Annotated in this window: 28 protein-coding genes; 14 read left to right on the forward strand and 14 right to left on the reverse strand. The window is 71.2% G+C overall.

What is annotated here, in order from left to right:
- Positions 1-18: 18 nt before the first annotated feature.
- Complete coding sequence (locus PCA76_RS16220; protein ID WP_272611264.1) at positions 19-1,380, reverse strand: MFS transporter; 1,362 nt, start codon at positions 1,378-1,380, stop codon at positions 19-21.
- Positions 1,381-1,437: 57 nt separating this feature from the next.
- On the opposite strand from PCA76_RS16220, the gene PCA76_RS16225 reads away from it, so the two are divergent.
- The 3 genes from PCA76_RS16225 to PCA76_RS16235 are packed head-to-tail and all read left to right on the forward strand — an operon-like array spanning position 1,438 to position 4,297.
- Complete coding sequence (locus PCA76_RS16225) at positions 1,438-2,085, forward strand: TetR/AcrR family transcriptional regulator (RefSeq protein WP_272611265.1); 648 nt, start codon at positions 1,438-1,440, stop codon at positions 2,083-2,085.
- Between the two features lie 56 nt (positions 2,086-2,141).
- Complete coding sequence (locus tag PCA76_RS16230; RefSeq protein ID WP_272611266.1) at positions 2,142-3,476, forward strand: flavin-containing monooxygenase; 1,335 nt, start codon at positions 2,142-2,144, stop codon at positions 3,474-3,476.
- Positions 3,473-4,297: an SDR family NAD(P)-dependent oxidoreductase gene (locus PCA76_RS16235; protein WP_272611267.1), complete on the forward strand. Its 825-nt coding sequence runs from the start codon at positions 3,473-3,475 to the stop codon at positions 4,295-4,297. Before PCA76_RS16230 ends, PCA76_RS16235 begins: the two co-directional genes overlap by 4 nt.
- An 8-nt stretch (positions 4,298-4,305) precedes the next feature.
- Here the strand turns inward: PCA76_RS16235 and PCA76_RS16240 are convergent, their stop codons facing one another.
- Positions 4,306-4,956 carry a LysE family translocator gene (locus PCA76_RS16240; RefSeq protein ID WP_272611268.1) on the reverse strand — a complete coding sequence of 217 codons (651 nt, stop codon included), beginning with the start codon at positions 4,954-4,956 and terminating at the stop codon, positions 4,306-4,308.
- A gap of 228 nt (positions 4,957-5,184) precedes the next feature.
- Here PCA76_RS16240 and PCA76_RS16245 point away from each other — a divergent pair, with 228 nt between their 5' ends.
- The 3 genes from PCA76_RS16245 to PCA76_RS16255 all read left to right on the forward strand — a co-directional run bounded on the left by PCA76_RS16245 (position 5,185) and on the right by PCA76_RS16255 (position 7,833).
- Positions 5,185-5,670, forward strand: coding sequence for a J-domain-containing protein (locus PCA76_RS16245; protein ID WP_272611269.1), 486 nt, complete (start codon positions 5,185-5,187; stop codon positions 5,668-5,670).
- Between the two features lie 157 nt (positions 5,671-5,827).
- Positions 5,828-7,117: an MFS transporter gene (locus tag PCA76_RS16250; protein ID WP_272611270.1), complete on the forward strand. Its 1,290-nt coding sequence runs from the start codon at positions 5,828-5,830 to the stop codon at positions 7,115-7,117.
- Positions 7,118-7,296: 179 nt separating this feature from the next.
- On the forward strand, positions 7,297-7,833 hold the full coding sequence (locus PCA76_RS16255) for a GNAT family N-acetyltransferase (protein ID WP_272611271.1): 537 nt from the start codon (positions 7,297-7,299) through the stop codon (positions 7,831-7,833).
- Between the two features lie 11 nt (positions 7,834-7,844).
- Here the strand turns inward: PCA76_RS16255 and PCA76_RS16260 are convergent, their stop codons facing one another.
- The 3 genes from PCA76_RS16260 to PCA76_RS16270 are packed head-to-tail and all read right to left on the reverse strand — an operon-like array spanning position 7,845 to position 9,406.
- Complete coding sequence (locus PCA76_RS16260; RefSeq protein WP_272611272.1) at positions 7,845-8,420, reverse strand: maleylpyruvate isomerase N-terminal domain-containing protein; 576 nt, start codon at positions 8,418-8,420, stop codon at positions 7,845-7,847.
- Positions 8,421-8,464: 44 nt separating this feature from the next.
- The gene (locus tag PCA76_RS16265) at positions 8,465-8,971 is read right to left on the reverse strand and encodes a hypothetical protein (RefSeq protein ID WP_272611273.1); all 507 of its coding nucleotides are present in this window, start codon (positions 8,969-8,971) and stop codon (positions 8,465-8,467) included.
- Positions 8,972-9,019: 48 nt separating this feature from the next.
- Positions 9,020-9,406, reverse strand: coding sequence for a VOC family protein (locus PCA76_RS16270; protein ID WP_272611274.1), 387 nt, complete (start codon positions 9,404-9,406; stop codon positions 9,020-9,022).
- A gap of 117 nt (positions 9,407-9,523) precedes the next feature.
- Here PCA76_RS16270 and PCA76_RS16275 point away from each other — a divergent pair, with 117 nt between their 5' ends.
- Positions 9,524-10,165, forward strand: coding sequence for a winged helix-turn-helix transcriptional regulator (locus PCA76_RS16275; RefSeq protein ID WP_272611275.1), 642 nt, complete (start codon positions 9,524-9,526; stop codon positions 10,163-10,165).
- A gap of 16 nt (positions 10,166-10,181) precedes the next feature.
- Here PCA76_RS16275 and PCA76_RS16280 read toward each other — a convergent pair whose 3' ends face one another.
- Positions 10,182-11,045: an NmrA family NAD(P)-binding protein gene (locus tag PCA76_RS16280; protein WP_272611276.1), complete on the reverse strand. Its 864-nt coding sequence runs from the start codon at positions 11,043-11,045 to the stop codon at positions 10,182-10,184.
- Positions 11,046-11,131: 86 nt separating this feature from the next.
- Between PCA76_RS16280 and PCA76_RS16285 the strand changes: the two genes are divergently transcribed.
- Positions 11,132-11,884 carry a TetR/AcrR family transcriptional regulator gene (locus tag PCA76_RS16285; protein WP_272611277.1) on the forward strand — a complete coding sequence of 251 codons (753 nt, stop codon included), beginning with the start codon at positions 11,132-11,134 and terminating at the stop codon, positions 11,882-11,884.
- Between the two features lie 133 nt (positions 11,885-12,017).
- Here PCA76_RS16285 and PCA76_RS16290 read toward each other — a convergent pair whose 3' ends face one another.
- Positions 12,018-12,797 carry a class I SAM-dependent methyltransferase gene (locus tag PCA76_RS16290; protein WP_272611278.1) on the reverse strand — a complete coding sequence of 260 codons (780 nt, stop codon included), beginning with the start codon at positions 12,795-12,797 and terminating at the stop codon, positions 12,018-12,020.
- Between the two features lie 244 nt (positions 12,798-13,041).
- On the opposite strand from PCA76_RS16290, the gene PCA76_RS16295 reads away from it, so the two are divergent.
- Positions 13,042-13,377, forward strand: coding sequence for a hypothetical protein (locus PCA76_RS16295; RefSeq protein ID WP_272611279.1), 336 nt, complete (start codon positions 13,042-13,044; stop codon positions 13,375-13,377).
- Between the two features lie 267 nt (positions 13,378-13,644).
- Here PCA76_RS16295 and PCA76_RS16300 read toward each other — a convergent pair whose 3' ends face one another.
- The gene (locus PCA76_RS16300) at positions 13,645-14,649 is read right to left on the reverse strand and encodes a DMT family transporter (protein WP_272611280.1); all 1,005 of its coding nucleotides are present in this window, start codon (positions 14,647-14,649) and stop codon (positions 13,645-13,647) included.
- A 73-nt stretch (positions 14,650-14,722) separates the two neighbouring features.
- On the opposite strand from PCA76_RS16300, the gene PCA76_RS16305 reads away from it, so the two are divergent.
- The 3 genes from PCA76_RS16305 to PCA76_RS16315 all read left to right on the forward strand — a co-directional run bounded on the left by PCA76_RS16305 (position 14,723) and on the right by PCA76_RS16315 (position 17,473).
- Positions 14,723-15,661, forward strand: a complete 939-nt coding sequence (locus tag PCA76_RS16305) for a LysR substrate-binding domain-containing protein (protein ID WP_272611281.1) — start codon at positions 14,723-14,725, stop codon at positions 15,659-15,661.
- A gap of 134 nt (positions 15,662-15,795) precedes the next feature.
- The gene (locus PCA76_RS16310; protein ID WP_272611282.1) at positions 15,796-16,569 is read left to right on the forward strand and encodes a maleylpyruvate isomerase family mycothiol-dependent enzyme; all 774 of its coding nucleotides are present in this window, start codon (positions 15,796-15,798) and stop codon (positions 16,567-16,569) included.
- A 421-nt stretch (positions 16,570-16,990) separates the two neighbouring features.
- Positions 16,991-17,473 carry an NUDIX hydrolase gene (locus PCA76_RS16315; RefSeq protein ID WP_272611283.1) on the forward strand — a complete coding sequence of 161 codons (483 nt, stop codon included), beginning with the start codon at positions 16,991-16,993 and terminating at the stop codon, positions 17,471-17,473.
- A 57-nt stretch (positions 17,474-17,530) separates the two neighbouring features.
- Here PCA76_RS16315 and PCA76_RS16320 read toward each other — a convergent pair whose 3' ends face one another.
- Positions 17,531-18,226 carry a TetR/AcrR family transcriptional regulator gene (locus tag PCA76_RS16320; RefSeq protein WP_272611284.1) on the reverse strand — a complete coding sequence of 232 codons (696 nt, stop codon included), beginning with the start codon at positions 18,224-18,226 and terminating at the stop codon, positions 17,531-17,533.
- A 99-nt stretch (positions 18,227-18,325) separates the two neighbouring features.
- On the opposite strand from PCA76_RS16320, the gene PCA76_RS16325 reads away from it, so the two are divergent.
- Entirely contained in the window at positions 18,326-19,444 is a 1,119-nt protein-coding gene (locus PCA76_RS16325) for an FAD-dependent oxidoreductase (protein WP_272611285.1), read from the forward strand.
- A 57-nt stretch (positions 19,445-19,501) separates the two neighbouring features.
- On the opposite strand, the gene PCA76_RS16330 is transcribed toward PCA76_RS16325, so the two are convergent.
- From PCA76_RS16330 to PCA76_RS16345, 4 genes are all read right to left on the reverse strand, one after another.
- Positions 19,502-20,101, reverse strand: coding sequence for a TetR/AcrR family transcriptional regulator (locus tag PCA76_RS16330; protein ID WP_272611286.1), 600 nt, complete (start codon positions 20,099-20,101; stop codon positions 19,502-19,504).
- The gene (locus PCA76_RS16335) at positions 20,094-20,930 is read right to left on the reverse strand and encodes an alpha/beta fold hydrolase (protein ID WP_272611287.1); all 837 of its coding nucleotides are present in this window, start codon (positions 20,928-20,930) and stop codon (positions 20,094-20,096) included. Before PCA76_RS16335 ends, PCA76_RS16330 begins: the two co-directional genes overlap by 8 nt.
- 75 nt (positions 20,931-21,005) lie before the next feature.
- Positions 21,006-21,473, reverse strand: a complete 468-nt coding sequence (locus PCA76_RS16340; protein ID WP_272611288.1) for an HNH endonuclease — start codon at positions 21,471-21,473, stop codon at positions 21,006-21,008.
- A 67-nt stretch (positions 21,474-21,540) separates the two neighbouring features.
- Positions 21,541-22,281, reverse strand: a complete 741-nt coding sequence (locus PCA76_RS16345) for an SDR family oxidoreductase (protein ID WP_272611289.1) — start codon at positions 22,279-22,281, stop codon at positions 21,541-21,543.
- A gap of 133 nt (positions 22,282-22,414) precedes the next feature.
- On the opposite strand from PCA76_RS16345, the gene PCA76_RS16350 reads away from it, so the two are divergent.
- Positions 22,415-22,900, forward strand: coding sequence for an RrF2 family transcriptional regulator (locus PCA76_RS16350; protein WP_272611290.1), 486 nt, complete (start codon positions 22,415-22,417; stop codon positions 22,898-22,900).
- A 6-nt stretch (positions 22,901-22,906) separates the two neighbouring features.
- On the opposite strand, the gene PCA76_RS16355 is transcribed toward PCA76_RS16350, so the two are convergent.
- Positions 22,907-24,460, reverse strand: coding sequence for an ArnT family glycosyltransferase (locus PCA76_RS16355; RefSeq protein WP_272611291.1), 1,554 nt, complete (start codon positions 24,458-24,460; stop codon positions 22,907-22,909).
- Positions 24,461-24,531 lie beyond the last annotated feature (71 nt).

The following is a 24,531-nucleotide window of genomic DNA, read 5'->3' on the forward strand; positions in this document are numbered from 1 at the left end:
TGCCGGGCGGCCGACGGGTCAGCTCGCGGCCCGGGCGGTCGTGTCGAGGGTGTAGCGGCGCTGCAGCAGCACCGCCGCGAGCATCGCCACCGCCGGCAGCAACCCGAAGCCGTAGCGGACCGCCGCGAGCGCCGCGTCCGGCTGTACCGGCGACTCACCGGCCGTCGAGGCCACGAAACCACCGACGGCCAGGCACAGGGCGTACGCGTACGGGCCGAGGGCCGCGCCGGTGGCCTCGGTGGCCGTCCACACCCCGGTGTAGGTACCGGCACCGGTGTTGGTGGCGCCTGCGTTGGCGGCGCGGATCACGTCGGGCAGCATCGAGAACGGCAGCAGTTGCATGCCGGCGAACGCCACGCCGAGCACCACCACCGCGCCGATCAGCACCGGCAGGCCGGCCGGGCGGCCCACCGCCAGCACCAGCGAGCCGACCGCGAACGCGCCCTGTGCGCCGAGCAGCGCGCGCTGCTTGCCGACGCGGCGGGCCACCACCAGCCAGGCCGGGGTGATCAGCAGCGCCGGCGCGACGAAGGCGGCCACCAGCACCGTGGTCAGGCCGGTGGCCCGCAGCTCGTACTCGGCGTAGTAGGGCACCCCGGCGAGCACCAGGTGGGTGGTGGTGGACATCGCCAGGTACGCGGCGACCAGCCAGCGGAACTGCCGGTCGCGTAGCGCCGTGCGCAGTGCCCGCCACCCGCCGTGCCCCGCCGGTGCGGTGGCCGCGGCGGATCCGCGTAGCCGGGCGATGCCGGTGACACCGACCAGCATGGCGAACAGCATCCCGACGGCGAGGACCACGCCCATCCGTTGGTAACCGGCGCGGGTCGCGGCGTCGCCGCCGGTCAGCAGTGGGGCCAGCAGCCCGGAGACCAGGATGCCCAGGGTCAGCACGACCATCCGGAACGCCATCAGCCTGGTGCGTTCGTGGTAGCCGATGCGCAGGTCGGCCGGGGTCGCCAGGTAGGGGACCTGGTAGGCGGCGAAGAGCAGGTTGCCGGCGACGAAGAACACCGCCACCCACGCGGCTGCCGGCGCCCCGGTGAGGCCGCCGGGCACCGCGAAGATCGCGGCGAACGCGATCGGCAGGGCACAGCCGAGCAGCAGCAGTCGACGCCGGTCGCCCCGGCGGGTCTGCTCGACGTCGGCGCGGTGCCCCACCCAGGGGTGCAGCAGCACGTCGAAGACCTTCGGCAGCAGCAGCGCGAGGCCGGCCAGCCACGGCCCGACGGCCAGCACGTCGGTGAGGAAGTAGAGCAGCAGCAGGCCGGGCACGGTCACCCAGACACCCATGCCGAGCGAGCCGGCCGCGAAGCCCGCCAGGGGGCCACGGGGCAGTGTCGCTTCGGTGGCGGCCACGGGCCGCCGGTCGAGCCCGGTCATCGCCGCATCCTCTCCGCAATCCAACGGTTGCTGGATTCTAGGGGCAGAATGGCGGCCATGACCATGCCTCGACGCCGTCCGGGTCGGCCCCGTCGCGACGAGACCCGGCCAACCCGCGAGGTGGTGCTCACCGCGGCGACCGCGCTGTTCGCCGAGCGAGGCTTCGACGCCGTCGGGCTGCGGGAGGTCGCCGCCGCCGCCGGGGTCGACGTCGCCACGGTCGCGCACCACACGGGTACGAAGGCAGCGCTCTACGACGCCTGCTTCGCCCGTGTCTTCGCCGCCGAGCGGGAGGTGCTGACCGAGGCTGCCGAGCAGGCCCGCTCTGCCCTCGACGCGGGGCCGGACGCGGCGCGACGAGCCCTGCACGAGTTGGTCGACGTCTTCGTCGACTTCTTGGAGGACCGGCCGGAAACCACCGCGCTGTGGCTGCGTCGCTGGTTGGAACCGCGGCGGCACGCCGAGCTCGACCAGCGCTACGCGGACCCGTTGTACCAGCTGGTGGCGGATCTGCTCACCGCCGCGGCGGCGACCGGCGCGCTGGCGGAGCCGACCCCGCACATCACCGTACGCAGCCTGGTGTGGGCGACGCACGGTCACGTGGTGGCGCTGGCCGCGGGTGCGCCGGGCGCTCGGGAGCGGCGCGAGTTCCGGGCGTTCGTGCATCGCCTGCTGGACGGGCTCTACGGATCGCCGACCACTTGACGGGCCGCCGCCGCGCGACGATTATCCATCAGACGTTGGATTAATTGGGGGCGGCGATGGGCGTACCACCCAGGGTGGCGGTGATCGGTGCGGGCGCGGCCGGGCTCGCCGCACTCAAGGCACTGCGCGACGCTGCCGTGCCCGCGGTCGGCTTCGAGGCGTCCGACCATGTCGGTGGCCTCTGGGTGTACGGGGCACCCGACTCGCCCGCGTACCGCACGCTGCACCTGAACACCAGCCGTGGCCGCACCCAGTTCGCCGACCACCCGATGCCCACCGACTGGCCCGACTACCCCGACCATGGCCGGGTCGCCGGCTACCTGGCCGACTTCGCCGACCGCTTCGGGCTGGGCGACGACATCCGCCTGCGGCACAGCGTCGAGCGGGTCACCCAGAACCCCGCCGGCACCTGGACGGTGACCGCTCGCGGGCCGGACGGGTCGGTCGAGGTCACCGTCGACGCCGTGGTCGTCGCCAACGGCCACAACCGGGTGCCCCGGCTGCCCAGCCCGCCGCACCCCGGCACCTGCACCGCCGAACAGCTACACAGCCACGACTACCGGGGCCCGGAGCAGTTGGCCGGCAAGCGGGTCCTGGTCGTCGGGGGCGGCAACTCCGCGATGGACATCGCGGTGGACGCCTCGTACGCCGCCACCCGCACCCTGCTGTCGCTGCGCCGGGGTGTCTGGGTGGTGCCGAAGTACCTGCTGGGTCGCCCGTCGGACACCCTCAACGGGGCGCTGGCCCGCCGGCTGCCGTGGCGACTGCGTCAACGCATCAGCCAGACCATGCTCACCGCCACCGTCGGCAGTCCCGCCCGCTACGGGCTGCCCGCGCCGACGCATGGCTTCCTACAGGACCATCCGACGCTCTCCGACGGGTTGCTGTCCCGGTTGACCCACGGCGATGTCGAGGCCCGCCCCGGCGTCGCCGCCCTCGACGGCGACCGGGTCGAGTTCACCGACGGCCGTAGCGACACCGTCGACCTGATCATCTGGTGCACCGGCTACCGGGTCGAGATCCCGTTCCTCGACCCGGCGCTGCTCGGCGGGGGCGCGGACACCCTGCCGTTGTACCGGCACGTGTTCCACCCCGACGCCCCCGGCCTGACCTTCGTCGGGCTGATGCAGTCCACCGGTTCCGCGTTTCCCCTGGTGGAGGCGCAGGCGAAGCTGATCGCCGCGCAACTCGCCGGCCGGTACGCGCTGCCGGACCCGGACCGGCAGCGGGCCGCCTGCCGCGCCGAGTTGCGGGCCGCGACCGCCCGCTGGGGTCAGCGCCGCCCGGCGATGCGCGTGGACTTCGACGTCTACCTGGCCGAGTTGACCCGGGAGTTGGCCGCCGGCACCCGCCGCGCCCGCGTCACCGCCCCGGCCGGAGCCGACCGGTGAGCGCGCTGACCGGCCGCCGGGTGCTGGTGACCGGGGCGAGCGGGACCTTCGGCCGACACCTCGGCGCCGCGCTGACCGCTGCCGGCGCCCAGGTGGTGGGGCTCGACCTGCACGCGCGGCCCGACGGCGACCTGCCGGTGCTCGGCTGCGACCTGACCGACCCGGACGCCGTACCACCGGCGGTGCAGGCCGCCGTCGACCGGCTCGGCGGGCTCGACCTGCTGATCAACAACGCTGGAGTCGGTGGCCCCGCCCCCGCCGAGCTGCCGCCCGACGAGGTGGTCCGGCGGCAACTGGAGGTCAACCTGCTCGCCGCGTGGCGGACCACCGCCGCGGCGCTGCCCCCGCTGGTCGCTGCCCGGGGGCGGGTGATCTTCGTGTCCAGCCGGATGGCGGTGCTGCCACTGCCCCTCGCCGCCGCGTACGGCGTCAGCAAGAGGGCACTTGTCGCCTACGCCGACGCGCTGCGTCACGAGGTGGGCACCCACGTCGGGGTGAGCGTGGTCTACCCGAGCATGGTCGCCTCACCCATCCACGACAGCACCGCTGAGGCTGGCCTGTCCCTGCAAGGCGTGTCCCGCCCCGAGCCGGTCGAGGGAGTGGTCGCGGCGATCCTGCGCACCGCCACCGCCCGGCGGGCACCCCGGGACGTGGCGACCACCGCACGAGGACGCCTGGAGATGGCGGTCGGCCGGCACGCGCCCGCGCTGGCCGACCGGCTGGTACGCCGTACCCTCGCCGCCCGGCTCGCCGCCGGTGACCTGGACGCCGCGCCGCTGGCCGCCGCGATGGTCCGCCGCCACCGCGACCCGGGACAGTGACCGTCGCCTCAGGGTGTGGCGACCGCCGCGCGGGACCGGTCCGCGGCGATCCGGACGGCCAGCGCCGCGAGGGCCGTCCCGGTCACCCAGCGCTGCACCCGCAGCCACACCGGTCGGCGGGCGAAGAACCCGGCCAACGCGCCGGCGCTGAGCACGATCAACGCGTTCACGCTCAGCGCGACGGCGATCTGGGTCAGGCCGAGCAGCAGGCTCTGCATCGCCAGGTGCCCCCGCGCCGGGTCGATGAACTGCGGTAGCAGCGACACGTAGAGGATGGCGATCTTCGGGTTCAGCAGGTTGGTGACCAGGCCCATGGTGAACAGCCGCCGGGGCGGGTCCGGCGGCAGCGGCGCGGGGGTGAACGGCGAGCGCCCGCCCGGACGCAGCGTCCGCCAGGCCAGCCAGAGCAGGTAGCCGGCCCCGGCGAGCTTCACCGCCGCGTACAGCGTCGGCACCAGGACGAAGACGGCGGCCAGGCCGGCGACCGCCGCTGCCAGGTAGACGCCGAACCCGGCTGCCACCCCGAGCAGCGAGACCAGGCCGGCCCGGCGTCCCTGCGCCACCGAGCGGGACACCAGGTAGACCATGTTCGGGCCGGGCGTGAGCACCAGCCCCAACGCCACCAGCGCGATGCCCAGCAGTGCACCCGTACCCACCATGACGATCCCCCCGTTCACCGATACCCGTACCGACCGTAGGCGAGGCGACCGTCCCGGAGCAGAGCCAACGGGCAGGTCGTGGCCTGCCGCATCGAACCGGTCACCCGGGCGGAAACCCACCTGGCGGGCGGCCGCCGGGAATTGTCACCGGACCGGGCGCGCTGACCGTTGCGGTGCGCGCGCCGTCCGGAGGCTGCGCGATACGGTGGCCGGGGGAGGTGCCGCAGGGTGACGGAGGCATGGGACGCGGCCGTGGAGGCGCAGATCCGGGGAGCCGTGCAACGCGGCGAGTTCGACGACCTGCCCGGCATGGGCAAGCCGATCCCCGGCCGAGGCGCGCCGTACGACGAGTCGTGGTGGATCAAGAGTTTCCTGGAGCGTGAGGCGCTGCCCAGCGATCTGCTCCTGCCCACCCCGCTGCAACTGCGCCGGCGCATCGAGCAGGTCCCTGACGAGGTCCGCGACCTGCCCACCGAGCAGTCCGTACGCGACTTCGTGGGGCAGCTGAACGCGCAGATCGTGGCCTGGCTGCGCAATCCTGACGGCCCTCGCGTCGTGGTGCGTCCCGTGAACGCCGACGAGGTGGTCCGCCACTGGCACACCGGGCGTACCCGACGCGAGGTCCACACGTCCGCCACCGAGCCGGTGACCGGGGTCGCGCCGGCCCGCCGGCCTCGCCGCGGCTGGTGGCTGCGCTGGCGCCGCCGGGGCTGACCCCTACACAAGCCCCGTCAGCAACTCCCCACCGCCCGTCCGAACTCGTTCCGAACGGATCCGAACGTCTGGTCCCGGCCCCGACCGCGCCGACGCGGATACGGTCTGGGCCGAGCGCCTTGCCGACCGCCGGCGCTGGGACGGGACCGGGGGCGAAGTGACCGAGCGCGCCGCGACGTACGCCGAGGTGTTCGCGGTGCGCGAGTACCGCTACCTGTTCACGGCGTACCTGCTGTCCCTGGCAGGCGACCAGCTCACGGCCGTGACCGTGGCGTACCTCGTCTACAGCCGAACCGGCTCCGCCGCGCTCGCGGCAGCCGCCTACGCCAGTTCCTACCTGGCCTGGCTCACGGGCGGACCGCTGCTGTCCGGCCTCGCCGACCGGTTCCCCCGGCGGCGGGTCATGGTCGCGTGTGACCTTGCCCGCGCGGCGCTCATCCCGGCGGCGGCGCTGCCGGACCTCCCCGCGCCCGCCCTGGTGGTGCTTCTCTTCGTCGTCAACCTGATGCGGCCACCGTTCGTGGCCGCGCGGGCGGCGTTGATGCCGGAAGTGCTCGACGGCGACCGCTACGCGGTGGCCAACGGCGTGGACAACATCTTCGCCCAGGTCGTGCAGGTGGTCGGCTTCGCCGTCGGGGGGAGCCTGGTGGCGTTGCTGTCGCTGCGCGGTGCGCTGCTGGTGGATGCCGGCACGTTCCTGGTCTCCGCCCTTCTGATCACGATCGGCGTCCGTTCCCGCCCCGCGCCCCGACCGCCATCGAGCCCGGAACGTCGTGGCCGGGCGGTCGGCCTGCGGGTGATCTTCGCCGATTCGCGGCTGCGCTCCTACGTCCTCGTCCTCTGGACTGCCAGCGCCTTCACCTACGCCGCCGAAGGGCTGATGGCGCCGCTCGCCCGGCAGTACGGCGGCGGCGCCGGCACCGTCGGACTGTTGCTGGCGGCGGCGCCGTTGGGGATGGCCCTCGGTGGGGTCGCCCTCACCCGGCTCTGTCCACCGGCGGTCCGGCCACGACTCATCCTGCCTCTGGCCGCGTTGTCGGCCGGGGTGCTGGCGGTGGCCTGGCTCGTTCCTCCGTTGTGGATGGTGCTTTTGCTGTTGGTGTTGGCCGGCGCCGCGAGTGCTTTCGCCATCCCGCTGAACGCGTTGTTCGGCCGGGCGGTGCCCACGGAGTACCGAGGGCGCGCATTCGGGGTGGCTATCACCGGTCTGAGTGGACTCCAGGGGACGGCGATGGTCATGGCGGGTCTGGCCGCCGACCGGTGGCCGGCCACCACGGTGATCGGGTTCAGCGGATTGTCGGGCGCGGTGGCGGTCCTCGCCTTCGTGCCGCTGTGGCCGCGGCGACCTGCCTCCACGCCGGTGACGTTCGAGTTTCCGGTCGAACAAAGCCGAACGACTTCGAACGCCCACAGCCCTACCGCCGAAGCGGGCGGCGGGCGACGCTGAGGTCACCTGGCGGGCACGGGGGCCGTCAGCTAGGGGAGAGGAGAAGCGCATGCGCACCGTCCGCAACCGTGGTATCAGCTGGACCTGACCGTGGCGCGGTGGGTGGTCGCACGACAGACGACCACCCACCCCTCGGCGCTGGCCCCCCGCAGCGGCGACGGCGACGGCAGACTGTACCCATGTTGATCGAGTCACGGGCGTCGGACACCTTTCCGGCGCTCATCCTGCGCCCCTGGTGCGAGGACGACCTGGACGCGTTGCTGGCCGCGTACCGGGATCCGGTGCTGCACCGGTGGACCCGTGTCCCGGTGACAAACGCCGCCGAGGGCCGGCAATGGCTGGATCGGACGCGGCAGGACTGGGACGACGGCCGGCGGTACAGCTTCGCCGTGCTCGAGGACAACGTGGACGGTCCACGGCTGGTCGCGAACGTGGTGCTCAAGGGGGCCACGCCCGAGCGGCCGGCGGCTGAGGTGGGCTACTGGACGGCGTCGTGGGCGCGCGGTCGCGGCGTCGCACCGCGGGCGGTCACCGCGCTCAGTCGGTGGGCGTTCGACCGGTTCCCCGGGCTGGTGCGCCTCGACCTGCTGCACCAGGTGGACAACGTCGCGTCCTGCCGGGTGGCGCAGAAGAGCGGCTACCTGTTCCAGGAGGTGTTGGCGGCCCGGCCGCCCTTCCCCCTCGACGGTCACCGACACACGCTCACTGCCCCCTGACCGAGGGCGGCTCAGTCCACCGCGGCGCGCCAACTCCAGGAGGTGCGCCGTGCCCGGCCGGGCAGCTCGCCACGACCGGTCATCCACAGCAGCACCTGGGGTGCGGCGCCGTCCGGGGCGTCCGGGAAGAGCCGCCGCAGCACCAGCGCGCTCAGCCCTTGCGGCGGTTGCCACGGCACGCCGAGACCGAGGGTGATGTCGTGGGTGTGGAGCAACGTCTCGGCCACCCCCATCGCGGCGAAGCCGGCCGGGTCGCAGGGACCGAAGTGCCAGGCCCGTGTGTCCGGTGGGGCGGTGTCGACGGCGGCGGCGAGCAGCCCGGCGCTGGCCCGCACCACGGGAAGCACCTGCGCCGGGCTCGCGTCGGGGGAGACCCGCAGGTCGTACGGCAGGTAGCCGTCGTCCGGGCGGCCGGTGACCTGGCCGGCGTATGCGAGAAGGTCGTGCGCGACGTGCGCTGCGGTGGTCCAGCAGCTCCACCTCAGCGGACCGGCCGGCACCGACCAGTCGTGCTCACGGTGCGGCATCAGCACCCGGGTCATCTCGTCGGCCGCCTGAAGCAGGTCGGCGCCGGTCACCGCTGACATCCGTCGACCCTCGCAGGGCCGCTCCGACGATGCAAGCGAGATCGTCAGCCGGCCGCTGCGGGATGCGAGTCGAGACGGTGTGTCGAACCCGCTGCCAGGGCCTGGTCGACGTGTTGAATGCCCGCGCGGACCAGGTCGCCGTACTGGTCGGCCGGCAGCTGCGCGACGAGGCTGCGAGCGGTGTCCAGGTGCTCGCGGGCCGGGCCGGCGTGACCCAACCGCCGGTGTACGTCGGCGAGGTTCAGGTGCAGCGACGGCAGGAAGCCCTGCACCTGAAGCGTGTGGTGGTAGTGCTGGGCACGGTCGTCGGTGAGGTCGGCGACGGCGGCGAGGGCGCGTTCGTCCCACACGAGTTCGGCCTCGGCGGCGTCCTGCAGGTCGGCGAGGTAGTGGGCGAGAGTGCACCGGTGCAGGGCGTCACCGGTGGGGCCGATCTCATCCCACAGTGAGGTCAGCAACTCGCGGGCCTGCGGTCCGGCGCCGGATTGGCCGAGTTGCACCGCTTCGACGATGCGCGTCATGGTCGGGTCGGGTGTCGGCTGGTCGTCCATGTCGCCGATGCTCGGGCCTCAACCCGGTCGAGGGTCAAATCACCGCCGCTATCCGGCGGCGGCCAGCCCGACGAGGTGTCCTTCGGGGTCGGTGAAGAAGCCGACCACCAATGTCCCGTCACGGTTGGAATGCGGTCCCGACACGCGGGCGCCGCCGAGATGCTCGGCTTGCCGTAGTGCCACCTCCACATCGGGTACGCCGACGTAGAACAGCGTCCGGTGTGGGTATCCCGCGCCGCCACCGACACCGCCCGGGATCCCGCCGCCGCCGGTGCTCGTGTCGGGGTGGACGAACCCGTAGGTGCCCGGTGCCGATACCGCCTCGGCTGCTGCGTCCCCCACGTCGAACTGCCAGTCGAAGAGCGCGCCGTAGTAGGTGCGCAACCGCTGCGGATCGGTCCCGATGATCTCGAAGTGCACCACTGGCAGTCCCACGGACGTGCTCCTTCCGACGCCAACATGTCTGCCGACCGTAACGCCAACGGTTGTTAAAAACAACCAAGCGATAGCGATTAACATGTAACCCGAATCCACTGGGGAAGGAAGGCCGACATGCCGACCAGTCGCACCTACGGCGACGCCTGCGGAATCGCCCGCGCCCTCGACGTCGTCGGGGAACGGTGGGCGCTGCTCGTCGTCCGCGAACTCATCCTCGGGCCACAGCGCTTCTCCGACCTGCGCCGGGCACTGCCCGGGGTCAGCTCCAACATGCTCACCGACCGGCTGCGCGAGCTGGAAAGCCACGGCGTGGTCCAGCAGCGCCGACTGCCGCCCCCCGCGGCCTCGGTGGTGTACGACCTCACCGATTCCGGACGCGAGTTGGAGCCGATTGTGCTGGCTCTCGGCGGTTGGGGCTTACGCGTACCCCTGCCGCCGGCTCCGGTCCACCTCAGCGCGACCTCGGTGCTGCTGTTCCTGCGCGGCTCACTGCGTCCGAACCCGCAGGCCGCGGTGGCCACCTACCGGTTCGAGCTCACCAACCAGGTGTGGACCGTCCGTACCCAGGACGGCCAGGTCCACATCGAGCCCGGCGAACCAGCCCACCCCCACGCCGGCCTGCGCACCGACCCTGCGACGCTCAACTCCCTGCTCGACGGCTCCACTTCACTGGCCACCGCGCTGACCAACGGCGCGGCCAACCTCACCGGGGACGAGTCAGCCCTGCGCTGGCTCCTCGGAGCCGTCACACCCTGAACTGCCACCGGACCTCTCAGGCCTGGGAGGCGATGCCCTCGAGCACCGAACGGGCGGACGTCGGACGGCGACCGATGAGGGTCTCCAACGTCGGGTCGGTGACGGCGAACTCTCCCCGGCGAGCCGCGCGATAGATGCCGAGGGTGAAGTCGGCTGCTTCCGCGGGCATGCCCTGCGCGATGGCTGCCGCCCTCCACTCCTCGTCATCCGCGACGACACGCCGGATAGTGCGGCCCGTGATGTCAGTGAGGACGTCGGCCACCGCCGCGAGGTCGAGCATCTCCGGTGCGGTCAACGGCGCCGTGACCCCGTCGAGTGCGCCGTCCTCGGCGATGGCGATGGCCGCGGCCTCGGCCAGGTCGGCGTGGGCGGTCCAGGAGACCGGCCCGTCCGCAGGCGCCACGAGCTGTCCGGTTTCGAGTGCCGCGCCGATGCTCAAGCTGAGCGTGCTCGCGTAGAAGCCGTTGCGCAGTGCGGTGAAGGGGAGACCCAGCCCGGCCAGGTACTCCTCGGTCTCGGCGTGCGTGAGCTGAGCGGGGAAGAGCGAATCCTTCGACGCGGCCTGGTGGCTGGTGTAGAGGACGCGCTCGGCTCCGGCGGCGTGAGCGGCGTCGATGGCGGTACGGTTCGCGGTCACCGCAGCGCCGCCACGGATGGCGGGGGACACCACAAGGATCTTGCGTGCTCCCTCGAAGGCGTACCGCAACGTGGTCGGGTCGGTGAAGTCTCCGGCGCGGACCCGTACGCCGCGCTCGGCGAGACCCGCGGCCTTGGCGACGTCGCGCACGCTGACGCCCACGGTGTCGGCGGGAACCCGTTCGAGCAGCCGGTCGACGATCCGGGATCCGAGCTGACCGGTGGCTCCGGTGATGACGATCATGATGAACACTCCTATGTTAACAGCGTTACCGTCTAGACGTTAACACCGATAATCCGCAGATAACAAGGCGCTGTTAGCATTGATTCATGAGTGCTACGCAGGACACGGCATCCCGGGACCACGTCCGGCTCGGCATCGTCGCGGCAGCTAGCCAGCTGCTGCGCGAGAAGGGCGCGAACGCGGTGACGACGCGAGCTGTCGCCCAGGCGGCGGGCGTGCAGGCGCCCACCATCTACCGCTTGTTCGGCGACAAGGACGGGCTCATCGAGGCCGTCGCGGAACACGTCATGGCCACCTACGTCTCCGCCAAGGCGGTCGCGGTGGAAGCCGCCGAGGGCGATCCCGTCGCGGACCTGCGCTCCGGCTGGCGGGTGCACGTCGAGTTCGGGTTGGCGAACCCTGAGCTGTACGCGCTCATGGGCACTCGGGGTCGCGGCGGGCCGTCCCCGGCGACCGCCGCGGGCATCGAGGTGCTGCGCACCCGCGTACGACGAGTGGCCGCGGCCGGCCTGCTCCGCGTCGACGAGCAGCGCGCAGTCATGATGATCCACGCGGCGGGCAACGGAACCGTTCTCGCCCTACTGGCGACGTCCGCGGAGCAGCGCGACCCTGGTCTGAGTAACGCCATGTTGGATGCCGTGCTCAGCGGCATCCTCGTGACCGCCCCGGTGACACCCGACACGACCGTGAACGCGGTAGCTGTCACCTTCGCCACGGTGGTGCCCGACCTTCCGGGGCTCACCGCCACCGAACGCGCTCTCATGACGGAGTGGCTCAACCGGTCGTTGACCTCTCCGCGTAGCCGCTCGGTCCTTCACCCAGCGGCTCCAGCGGACTGATCCGACGACAACCACCTGCGGAGGCGAGAGGGTTGCCGATCTACTCGGTGGCCGGCGCGGATCCCGACGGCGTCGCGCCATCCTCGTCGGTGCGTCGCATCGCCCTGGCAGTCGCAGCGCGACGATTTTGGCGTCACAGCCGCCGGACGCGCAGCACGCAGGTCAGCATCGGGAGGGTGAACTCGCCGTTCGCGGTCTCCGGCCTGCTCGTCAGAAAGGCGCGGATCCGGCCGAGCGTGGCATCGCGATCCGGATCTTCCATGACCAGCATCCCCGCCCTTGTGGCAAGTGTCGCCAGAAGGGAGTCGGCGGTACGGCGCTGTCCGTGTGGGAACTCGGCCTGTTCCGGTGCGCCGAACCGCGCGGCCACGTCATTCTTGGGAAGGTGCGCGGTGGCCGTCGCGACCCGCCAGCTGGCGGGCGTATCCCGCGGGCCGATCGCCGCGCTCCCGCTGACCCGCGCCAGCCCGGCAACCCAGTCGGCCCGGTCGTCCACGACGTTCCACAGACCGGCCATGATGCCGCCGGGCGCCAGGACGCGGGCGATCTCGGGCCCGGCGACGGCCATGTCGAACCAGTGCATGGCGTTGCCGGCCAGCACGACATCGACGGACGCGTCCGGCAGCGGTATCGCCTCGGCGCTGCCCGGCAGGGCTCGGACGTCCGGCAGTGCGCGGCGCAGCTCGGTCAGCATCGCCGGATCAGGCTCGACCGCGGTGACGTCGGCGCCCACCGCGACCAGAGTGGCGGTGAGTTTGCCGGTCCCGGCGCCGAGGTCGAGCACCCGCAAGCCAGGCGCGGGCTCAAGCGCCCATCGCACCGCCGCTTGGGCGTAGTCCGGGCGGTGCTCGGCGTATGCGGTCGCGGCCGCACCGAACGACGAAGCGTGACGGAGTCCTTCGACCGGTGCCATGCGATCAACCTACCGATGCCTGGCACGCCCACACCACCACTGCTCCTGCCGACATGGAGAAGACCGCGGCGTGCCCGACCACCCGGCTGGTATCGGTCGCGGCGATCCGGCCGTCAACCCTCACGGGCTGTATCGCAAAGGCGACTCAACGCTACGATCGATTCATAATCACGAATATAGTTCGGGAAGGTTTCGAGTCAGCGAGAAGGGAACAACCATGCGGGTAGCACGTTGGATCACGGCGGTGACGATCACGGGTGCGCTCGGGGTCGCCGTCGCGTCCCCGGTCGCGGCGGCACCATCCGCCGGCACGGTCGAGCGGCTGAGCGGCGCGACGGAGTCCGACATGAGTCCGCAGCTGTTCTGCAGCACCAAGTTCATCGTGGATGGCGTGCGTATCAGAGCCGCCCCGAACACCAGCAGCACAATCCGCGGTCTTGGCTACAAAGGGCAGTGGTTCGACATCGACAAGTTCAACAACTCGGCGTTGAGCTGGGCCTACGGCACCAACAGGTCGACCGGGGTAAAGGGGTGGGTCAGCAACACTTCGGGCTTCCTTGATGTTCGCCTGTGCCCGTGAGGCCTACCTTGATGCCTCGTGCCGGTGGAGTTCCTCAGTGACGAGCCGGCCGCGAAGTACGGGTGTTCCACGGTGCCGCTGCTGACTGCTGAGCAGCGCTACCGCAATTACTAGATATCCGGTAACGATAATTCAGAAATTAGGTACCACGAAAGGTGCGTATCGGACGTACATCATAATGACAGTTCTTGTGCGTAAGCATTCCGTATGGTGTACCGACGGAGGCCCAGCGGTGTGGCGCCGGTGGGCCCGCCCGTTGGTGGCGGCTCAGGACGTGTTCGCGGAGGAGGAACTGGAGCAGCTTCGGGGCTTTCCGGAGATCAACCGGCCCGAGTTGGTCGGGCGCACGCTCAAGTCCTGGCGACGGGTGCCGGTGCGTCGGATCTGAAGGACGGCGACGGAGGACAGCACGAGGGCGCCGCCGGCGAGTTGCACCGGGGTCAGGGACTCGCCGAGGACGAGCGCGGCCAGCGCCGAGGTGACGACGGGCTCGAAGGTGGACAAGATAACGGCGGTCGACGGGCCGGTGCGCTTGAGCCCGGCGAAGAAGGTCAGCATCGCCACGACGGTGGAGACGACGGCGATGCAGGCCAGCCAGAACCATCCCGACACCCCGAAGTCGAGGTCGACGCCGCCGGTGAGCATGGCGCGGGCGGCGAGGGTACCGGCCGCGCCGGTCATCACCAGCGCGGCGAGCACCACGGGTGCCAGCCGGTGCACGACGGTGTCGGCGACGAGGATGTAGACGGTGTAGGTGATCGCGGCGGCGAAAGCTAGCAGCGCCCCGATCGGGTGGAAACTCACGCCGCCGGCGCCGAGCAGGACCAGCAGCGTTCCGGTTGAGGCGGCCGTCAGTGCGGCGCCGCGCGCGGGGGTGAGCCGGTCACGGCCGAGCAGCACCGCCGCCACGGTGACCATGACCGGGTAGGTGTAGAGGATCAACGCCAGCAGGGACGCGTCCATCCGCTGCAGCGCGGAGAAGAACAGACTCGCCTGCGTGGCGTACCCGATGGCGCCCAGTCCGACGGCGATGGCCAGCACCCGGCCACGTGTCATCGTCGACCGACCGATCGCCTCACGTAGGGGCGAACTGGATGCCGCGCGGCGTAGTCCTGGCCGCACCAGCAAGACGATCCCGAGCAGGACGGCCGCCAGGGTGAAGCGCACCAGCAGCAGAGCCCCGGGCGAGACGCCGGCGTCGTACGCGAGCTTGCCGAAGATCGCCATCGCGCCGAAGCAAGCCGCGGACAAGAGACACAGTGCTGCACCCATGCAGCTAAGGGTCGGACAGCCGACGCATCGGGTCCAGCGATGATTTCCAGGGGTGAATCGTTAGGATTTCCGCATGATCGAGCTGGACCTGCGGCGGTTGCGCTTCCTGCGCGAGTTCGAGGAACGCGGCACCCTGGCCGCAGTCGCCGCGGCTCTGGGCTACAGCCCGTCCACGGTCTCCCAACAGCTCGCCCTGCTGGAGAAGGACGTCGGCGCACGGCTGCTCGACAAAGCCGGGCGCGGTGTGCGGCTCACCGACGCCGGACACCTGCTCGCTCAGCACGCCCGGGTGCTGCTGTCAGCCGCCGAAGCGGCACAAGCCGACCTCGCCGCCCTCAGCGGCGACATCCGAGGCACCGTCCGTGCCGGCGGCCTGCAATCGGCGGCCCGTCGCCTACTGATCCCGGCCGTGGCCCGCATGAAGGCCGACCACCCGCAGGTCCGGGTGGAAATCTTCGAGCTGGAACTCGAACAGTCCCTGCCAGGCCTACGCCTCGGCGCGGTCGACCTCGTCATCGGCGATGAGTACGACAGCCACCCCCGCCCTCGCCCGGCCGGTCTGTGCTTCACGCGCTTGCTGGAAGAGCCCCTGAAGATCGTGCTTCCAGCCGCGCATCCGCTCGCCCAGGCCGGCGGACCGGTCGCGGTCACCGACCTGCGATCCGACATTTGGACCGCCTCCGCCGAAGGCACCGGCCACCACGCCATGGTCGTCGGAACCTGCCGCGCCCTCGGCGGCTACGAACCCGACCTCCGGCACCGCTCCAGCGACGCCGACGTCCAACTCGAACTCGTCCGTGCCGCCACCGCCGTCGCCCTGATGCCAGCCCTGACCCTGCCCACCAAAGACCCCGCGCTCGCGATCCGAGACATCGCCGAAACCACCCTCAAACGCCGCCTGGTCGCCGCCACCCGAGACACCCCACCCGCTCCCGCACTCACCGCCCTCCTGGCAGCCGTGACGGACCAGGTGCACAACCTCGATCCGAAGAAACCCTTGTCCACCGCCTAGCGATGCTTGTGGGCTGCTGAGCAGGTCGGGCTGTTCGTGGCCACTCTGGTCCGGAGATCGACTGCTCTTGGCCCAGATGGTAGGTCCAGTAAATTCGCTACCCGGCGGCCGGAGCGCAGTGATACACAACCGACGTGCAGAACATTCTGGAGTTCCCCGAGGTCCTGTGGCTGATCGAAGACCGCTCGGCCGCGTTCCGCGCCGCGATCGCGTCCGCTGCGGACCTTGACGTCCAGGTCCCGACCTGCCCGGACTGGACGCTGCGCGAACTGGCGCAGCACCTCGGCGACGGCCGCCGCCGCCAAGCCGCCATCGTCGCGGCAGGCCCGGGCGCTGAGCCCCCGGCGAGGACGGACCCGAAGGGCGCCCCGACCGCGCCCCGCGACCACGAAGCCCTGGACGCCTGGCTCGCCGAGTCGACCGAGCTCATGCTCGACGCGATGCGCGAGGCCGGCCCGGACCGCGGCTGCTGGACCTGGTGGGGCCGCTCGCAGGCCCCGGAGACCAGCGGAGGCGTGGCCCGGCACCAGATCCAGGAGCTGGCCGTCCACACCTACGACGCCCAACTCACCCAGGGGGCCGCACAGCCGCTGCCGACGGACGTCGCGGTCGAGGGCGTCGACGAGTTCCTGACGACCGTCGCGGCGACGACCGTCCCCTGGCCGTTCAAGCCGGCAACCATCGACCTGCACACGACCGAGGGCCGCTCCTGGCGCCTGACCCTCAACGTCGACGGCGTCCGCTGCGACGACCTCGCCGCCGACGCGGAGCCGGGCGACATGGCGATGCGAGGCGCAGCGAGCGACCTGGTCCTCTACTTCTACGAGCGCGTCCCGCTCGACGGCCTGGAGACCACCGGCGACACCGAGCCGATGGAGCAGCTCGCAGACTGGGACCCGAACGCGTAAAGCGCGCACTTGTGACGCACATGTCGGTTGTGCGCGCTCCTGCGGGCGCCACTGGGCCCGGGGTCGCGGACATCGCGCGGCTGCGGGCAGGCTGCGGGCCTGCTGTCCAAGGGCGAAAGGCGCACCTGCGGGCGGCTCGCGCTCGACTGGGGACACGTGCGCGGCGGGTGCAGAGTGCTGGGACTGACCTCGTAGATCAAGCAGCGAGTCGGTAGCGGGCCCGGTGGTTGCGCTGGTGGCCCTCCTGGTTGGCCAGCCTCCTGATCTTGACCCGCTCCGCCACCACGCCCCAAACGCGTCGGATGTCCGTCTCATCCAACCGGTTCCGGCCCCGCCGCCGCCAACCCGGTAAACGGTCCCGGTCGGAGCACTAGGCCCGTCGTACGGTGCGGGCGGCACCGAATCCACTGAGGAGGTCGACGTGATCGCGCAACAGCTCAGGGTCGCCGCGTACGCGGTGTGTCTGCGGGACGACCGGTTGCTGCTCGCCCGGTGGGTCTCGCCGGACGGGTCTCGGCGGCATTGGACGCTGCCCGGCGGAGGAGTCGAGCACGCCGAGGATCCGTTCGACGCCGTCGTGCGGGAGGTGGCTGAGGAGACGGGGTACGAGGCGCAGGTCGAGCAGTTGCTCGGCGTGAACTCGCGAACGAGGCATGTGGAGCGGTACGACGGGGACGTCGTCGAGCTGCACATGCTGGCCATCTTCTACCGGGCTCGGATCGGTGCTGGTGAGCTTCGACCCGAGACGGGCGGCACGACCGACCTGGCGCAGTGGATACCCATGGCACAGGTCGCGGCCCTGGAGCGCTCCGTCGTCGTCGACATCGGGCTTGACCTGCACCGCGATGCGCCGCCCACCGGGCACCGGGAGCCGATCCGCATGACCGGCCTCCTGCGGCACTGATCGGCCACGGTCCTCGTCGTGTCCCGTCGGTGGCCGACATGACTCCAACCTCTGGGGTCAGTGCACCTCGCGCAGGGCTGCGATGCCGGTCAGGAAGATGTCGATGCCGGCGAGGAACTGCTCGCGGTCGTCGTGCTCGCGTAGCTGCGTCACCGTCGCGTGCACGAACGGGTACTTGCTGGGGTCCAGTTGCGCCCACTGCGCGGCGGCGGTGTTCAGGAATGCCTCTCGGTCCGTGTCGTCGCCGGTGAGGTGTCGAGCGTTCGCGGCGTTCTGTACGGCGACACCGAGGACGTAGTTCACGAGCGTTCCGGCCGCGTCGAAGCGCGCCTCCTCGGGGACGGCGAGTGCGTTCAGCAGCCTGCCGATGCTCTCGTAGAAGTCCAGCAGCGCGGGCCGCCACGGTTGCCGGGAGAGTTCTGCCCCGATCCAGGGGTGGGCGTCGATCGCGTCGAACAGGCCCAGAGCGAGGCCGCGCAGGGTTTCGCGGGGGCCCGCGTCGGTGACCGTGCCGGACAGCACGCGGGTGATGGCGTCGTCGGTGGCCGCCGCGAGCAGGTCGCTCTTGTCCGTCACATGGTGGTAGATCGCACCGTAGCCGGTCTTCAGGCGAATGGTGAGCGCGCGCAGCGTCAGCGCGCTCTCGCCGCCGCTGTCCAGGATGTCGGTCGCGGTCTGAATGATCAGCTCCCTGGACAGGCTGTCCGTGCGCCGCTGGGCCTGCGCGGATCCGTTCGCGGTTCTCTTCGCCATGGACCCAGTGTCGCACTGATGGATCGTCGCTCCAAGTCGTGTTAGCGTCTTTGGAGCGGCGATCCAAAGGGTTCGTCCATCGGATCCGGGAGGACCACCATGACGACACCGGTCGCGATCATCGGAGCAGGTCTGGGTGGCCTGGTGCTGGCCCGCGTGCTGCACGTGCACGGCGTTCCGTCCACGGTCTACGAGGCGGAGGCGTCCCCGTCGACGCGCACGCAGGGCGGGCTGCTCGACATCCGCGACTACAACGGTCAGCCGGCGCTGGAGGCGGCGGGCCTGACCGAGGAGTTCCGCACGCTCATCCTGGAAGGGCGTCAGGCGATGCGGATCCTGGACCGGCATAAGAACCTTCTGCTCGACGTGCCCGACGACGGCACGGGTAGCAGCCCCGAGGTGCAGCGCGGTGAACTGCGGCAGATGCTGCTCGACTCACTCCCGGCCGGCACCGTCCGGTGGGGCCACAAGGTCAGCGGCGTCCGCACCCTCGGCGAGGGCCGCCATGAAGTGGCCTTCGCCGAGGGCACGGCGGTCGTCACGAGCCTGCTGGTCGGCGCGGACGGCGCCTGGTCCCGGGTCCGATCGCTGCTCTCCGACGCGACACCCGAGTACACCGGCTTCTCGTTCATCGAAATCCACCTGTTCGATGGCGACAGCCGGCACCCGACCAGCGCGGAAACCGTCGGTGGCGGAGCGATGATGGTGCTGGAGCCGGGCAAGGGGATCCTGGCCCACCGGGAGCGCGGCGGGAACCTCCACACCTGGGTGATGCTCGCCAGGCCGCAGCACTGGTTCGCCGCCATCGACTTCACCGACCCCGGCGCGGCCACCGCACGGATCGTGCGGGAGTTCGACGGCTGGGCGCCGGAGCTCACCGCTCTGGTCACCGACGGCGAGACCCCGCCGGTCCTGCGCCACATCTTCACCCTGCCCGTCGAGCACCGGTGGGACCGGGTGCCGGGGGTGACCCTGCTCGGCGACGCCGCACACCTGACGGCCCCCAACGGCGAAGGCGCCAACCTGGCCCTGTTCGACGGCGCCGAACTGGGCAAGGCCATCGCCGCGCACCCCGACGACATCGAGACCGCGCTCACCGAATACGAGAAGGCCATGTTCGTGCGTCATGTCGCGGCCAACGCCGAGGCCTCCGACCTGCGCGACATGCTGGGCGACGACACACCCCACAAGCTGATCAACGCCTTTACCGGCAGCTGACCTGGCCCTCGGCGGGTGCGGCGTGGACATCCGGGGCGTTGGGGGTTTTGCGGGAAGCTACGGGTGGTCCTTCGGGGGCTGGGAGTGCGGGGGTCGGTCAGCCCGCAGGCCCTGGTCGACATGGTTGATCATCCAGGTGAAGCTCTCGTCGACGTCGGTGTCGATCTGGAAGCCGCCGGCTGCTTCCAGGGTCGCGAAGCCGTGCATCATGCTGCGGAACATCCGGAGAGCGTGGATCTCCTGGCCGGGGTCCAGCCGGTACCCGCGCAGCACGGCGGAGAGGGAGGCGAGCAGTCGGCTGCTCGCGGTGAGGAGCGGGTCGTCCGGTCCGTTCGAGCGGGCCGCGTTGCCCGCCGCGTACCGGCCGGGGTGGTCCTTCACGTACGTCCGCATGGCCTGGGCGGCGGCGGTCAGGGCGTCGGTGCCGGCCCGACCCTGGGTGGCGTCGCGGATGGCATCACCGACCTCGATCGTGGCCAGGACGGCGATCCGGTGCGCGAGGTCGGCCAGGCTGTCGACGTGTCGGTAGAGCGAGGGGGTCTTGACCCCGAGCCGTTCGGCGAGCAGGCCCATACTGAGCTGGGCAAACCCGATCTCGTCGGCCAGGCTCGCGCCGGCTTCGACGACGGCCGCCGAGGTGAGTCCGGCCCTAGGCACGAGCGGTCGTCTCGGCGAGGAAGGGCAGAGCCAGCGCGAGGACCTTCTCGGGCGTCTGGGCGTGCGGGTAGTGGCCGGCGCCCTCGATGACCACCAGCTCACCGAGGCCGTTGGGCAGGTCGGCGATGATCTTCTCGCCCTCGGCGCGCGGGTTGGCCCAGTCGGGGTCGGCGCTGCCCTCGATGACCAGGACCGGGCAGGTGACGTTGGGTAGCTGTGCGCCGGCGTCACCCGGGCTGGACTTGCACATGGCCTGCAGGGCCTTCATCCGGCCGGGCTCGCTCAGCTTGGCCTCGATCCGCGCCAGTTCGCTGTCCCAGTCGGCGGGCTTCACCGGATACGCCACGTCGAGGTATTTCTTCCAGCTCGGCAGGCTTCCCCGGACCAGGGTCATTGCCAAGTGGGTGGACCCGACCCGGTAACGCTTCACCCGTAGCAGCCCGCCCAGGGCGATCGACTGGTTGCGGGTGAACGGCGCCAACTCGATGACGCCGGTGATCAGGTCGGGCGCCGTGGCGGCGGCGATGGTCGCGGCACCCCCACTGATCGACTGGCCGATGATCACGGCCGGACCGCCGAGGTGACGCACGACGGCAACCAGGTCACCGGCGATGTCGGTGCGGCTGTAGCCGTCCCAGCCGAGGCTGGAGTCACCGCAACCACGGATGTCGACGTTCGCGACCCGGTAACCGGCCGCGGCCAGGGCCGGGGCGACGAATCGGTAGGAGTGCCGGCTGTCACCGATGCCGTGCGCGAGGACGACGAGTGGACCCTCACCGATCACGTCGAAGGCGATGGTGTTGCCGTCGATGGCCAGGTACTCGGTCATGACAACCTCCAAGGGGTTAACTAACTGCGTTAGCTAAAAACTAACTGAATTAGCTATCTGGGTCAACCCGCGAGGCTAGAACGTCGTGCGGCCGTACGCGGCGCGGGCCTGGGCCACCTCGGCGGCCGCGCGTTCACGCCACCGGCGCTGGGCCTCCTGGTTGCAGACCCGGCAGACCCGGCGGTAGCGGCCCGTCGTGGCGTCGAGTTCACGGTCGTGGCCGTTGCGGCACTGTGCCGCCTGCGACCGGGTGCGGCAGGTCTCCGAGCGGCTGACCTGGCGCAGGTGCGTCGGCTCGATGCAGTCGGCGGCGCCGCAGGTCTGGTCGACGTCGAGGGTGGGGTCGTACCCGCCGACGAGGACCACGAACGCGGCGATGTGTGCCCAGGCCCGTCCGGCGACCTTCTGGTGGATCCCGCGTCGCGGCCCGTAGCCGTGGATGACGAGACAGCCGTCGTCGGTGCGGTGCGAGCGCTCCAGCAGGTACGCGCGCAGCGACTCCTCGGTGTGGTACCGAGACAGACCCTTCACCGCCGACAGCACGCCGACACCGTACCCGCACGTCGCTGTGCTGATCGACTGCCACAGCGGCGTGCGGGTCGGTCGACACTCAGCCCTGGCGGCCGAGCCACTCCCGGTAGGCGGTGGGCGCGATGACGGCGCCGTCGGAGGCGATGAGGACGTCGCTGGGGGCGGCGGCGAACATGCCGGCGCTGTCATCGGTGGTGACGGTGCGCTGGTCACCGCGGGCGGCGAGAGTGATCCGCCCCAGCTCGTCGAGTCCGAAGACGTCGGGGCCGGCGATGTTGCGGATGCCCTGAAGGGGCGTGCCCATGCTCACGTCGGCGACGGCCTGCGCGACGTCGGCCGCGGCGATGGGCTGCAGGGGAGCGCTGGGCAGGCGCACGGTGTTCTCGTCGGCGGTCCACGAGAGGATCGAGTCGATGAACTCGAAGAACTGGGTGGCGCGGACGATCGAGTACGGAACGGGACCGGCCTTGAGGATGTCCTCCTGGAGGGCCTTGGCCCGGTAGTAGGCCAGGTCGGGCACCTGGTCGACGCCGACGATGGAGAGCACGACCGCGTGGCCGACGCCCGCACGGGCGGCAGCGGCCAGCAGGTTGTCCATGGTCGTCTGGAAGAAGGCGGGCGAGGCGTCGTCGAAGGTTGGTGAGTTCGTCAGGTTGACGACGACCTCGGCGCCGGTGAGCGCCTCGGACAGGCCCTGCCCGGTGAGGAGGTCCACCCCGGTGGACAGCGAGAGCGGCACCGCGTCGTGCCCGGCCGTCTGCAAGATCTTGACGACCTGAGAACCGATGAGACCGGTCCCACCCAGTACGGCGATCTTCATGCCAATGCACCTTTCCGTGACTATGGGGTCGTCTGTCCGGCTCCAAGGGTCAGCCGAACTCGGACCTCTTCTGTCCGAGAACCATACTCGGACATGAGAAGTCCGAGTAACGAGGGTTGGCTAGGGTGATGCCATGAAGATGTCCGGCGGGGTCGAGTGGGCGCTGCACTGCTGCGTGGTCCTCACGGCCAGCAGCACGCCCGTCCCGGCGGCCAAACTGGCGGAACTGCACGACGTCTCCAGCAGCTACCTCGCCAAGCAACTCCAGTCGCTTGCCCGCGCCGGCCTGATCCACTCCGTGCAGGGCAAATCGGGCGGCTACGTGCTCACCCGCGCACCGGAGAGCATCACCCTGCTCGACGTGGTCCGGGCCGTCGACGGTCCAGGCCCCACCTTCGTCTGTACGGAGATCCGCCAGCGGGGCCCGTTCGCGACCCCAGCTTCCTCCTGCACCACGCCGTGCCCGGTCGCCCGCGCCATGTGGGCAGCCGAGGACGCCTGGCACCAGGCACTCGCCGCGGTCACGATCGCCGATCTCGCCAGCGACGTCGACACCAACTCCGGCCCCGAGGCCATGGTCGGCATCCACACCTGGCTCACCGGCGAAAGAGCCGGCTGACCACGGTCAGCCCGTGTGGCGTACCTCGGTGTCCCAGATCTGGGCCCACGGACGCCGCAGCCCTCGACACACGTGGATCGGGCCGCCGTTCTCGTCGTTGTCCACCTCGACCCGCTGATCCACCCGCCCGGCGAGCGTGCACTCGTCGAACCACGCGTTCAGCCGATCGGGACGGTCCCAGCCGACGGCGATGACCACGTCCGCGTCGGCGGATGGCCGGCCGAAATCGACCATGCTGTTGTGCCCGGAGTATGCGCGGGGGAGACCACGGGCCGGACCGTAACGGGCCAGCGCACCGGCCTCGCCGTAGTTGGCGGTCAGGACGACCGCCCGCGAACGGTCCTCAGGCGACAGACCGTGGTGGACGGCCGCGACCGAGTCGGCGAACGCCGGCCAGCCGATCGTCTCACCGGCGTCGTAGTTGACCTCGACCACGAAACCGGGCAACCGGTCGGCCGGCAGCACCGGCAGCAGCAGCACGACGGTGGGCAGGAGGAACGGCACCGCGCCCAGCGCGAGCAACCCTCGACGCAGCCGGACCGACCCCCGCGACGCCCACGCGGCGGTGACCACCACGCCAGCGGCGGTGAGGACCAGCAGCAGCGGCGCGTCGTAGTAACCCTTGCCACCGGCCAGCAGCACGACGCCGACCACGACCAACCAGGCCCAACCCACGGCACGGTACGCCCGCCACGCCGGTCGGCGCAGGAGCGCGACGAGGCCGGCGATCCAGATCGGTACGGCGTACGGACTGATGATGAGGAACTGGAGGATGAACGCGTCGAGGCGGCCACTGTAGGAGCTGTCACCGTCGGAGATGGAGGCCGCCACACCGAGCTGCGGAAAGCCGTGCGTCGCCTGCCAGACCAGGTTCGGTGCGGCCAGCAGCACGGCGATCCCGGCGGCGGCGAGCACCCACCGGTCCCGCAGCAGCCGGCGTGGCCCGGCGATGAGCACCCCGGCGATCAGGCCCACGGCCAGCAGCGCGGGCAGCACCTTGCTGAGCATGCCCACGCCGAGCGCCAGCCCGATGCCCAGCGCCCAGCGGCTGTCGCCGGTGCGCAGCAACCGCACCGCGCACCACGCCGCGACCAGCCAGACCAGCAGGTCGACGGTGGTGGTGCTGAGCAGGTGCCCGCTGGCGAGCACGATGCCGGACAGCGCGGCCAGCACCGCCGCAAAGGTCTGCCCGCCTCGGCCGGCACCCAGCTCACGGGCGATGGCGGCGACCAGCAGCACCGCGCCGCCGGCCAGCAACGCCGACGGGGTACGCAGCACCACCAGGTTGCCCGGCGCGATCGTGTCGAGCAGCCGGGCCAGCGCCGGAACCAGGGGGCCCTGATCGACGTAGCCCCAGTCCAGGTGTCGGCCGGCGAGCAGGAAATAGAGCTCGTCGCGGTGATAGCCGTAACCCCCGGCGAGCAGCAGCAGCGTCACGCAGGTGGCGGCGGCCACCAGCCACGGGCCGAGCGTGCGTGGACCAGGCTCCGGTGGCCGCCCCGAGGGTGGCGACTGGGCCGGTTCGTGAGGTCGGTCGATGTCGATCGCGGGCTCGCTCACCCGCCCATCATGACCGGCGGAGCCGCCGCGTGGGTGCCCGTAGGTCTCCGTGTGCAAGCGGTCTGACCAGG

Source organism: Micromonospora sp. LH3U1 (genome assembly GCF_028475105.1).
GTDB lineage: Bacteria > Actinomycetota > Actinomycetes > Mycobacteriales > Micromonosporaceae > Micromonospora.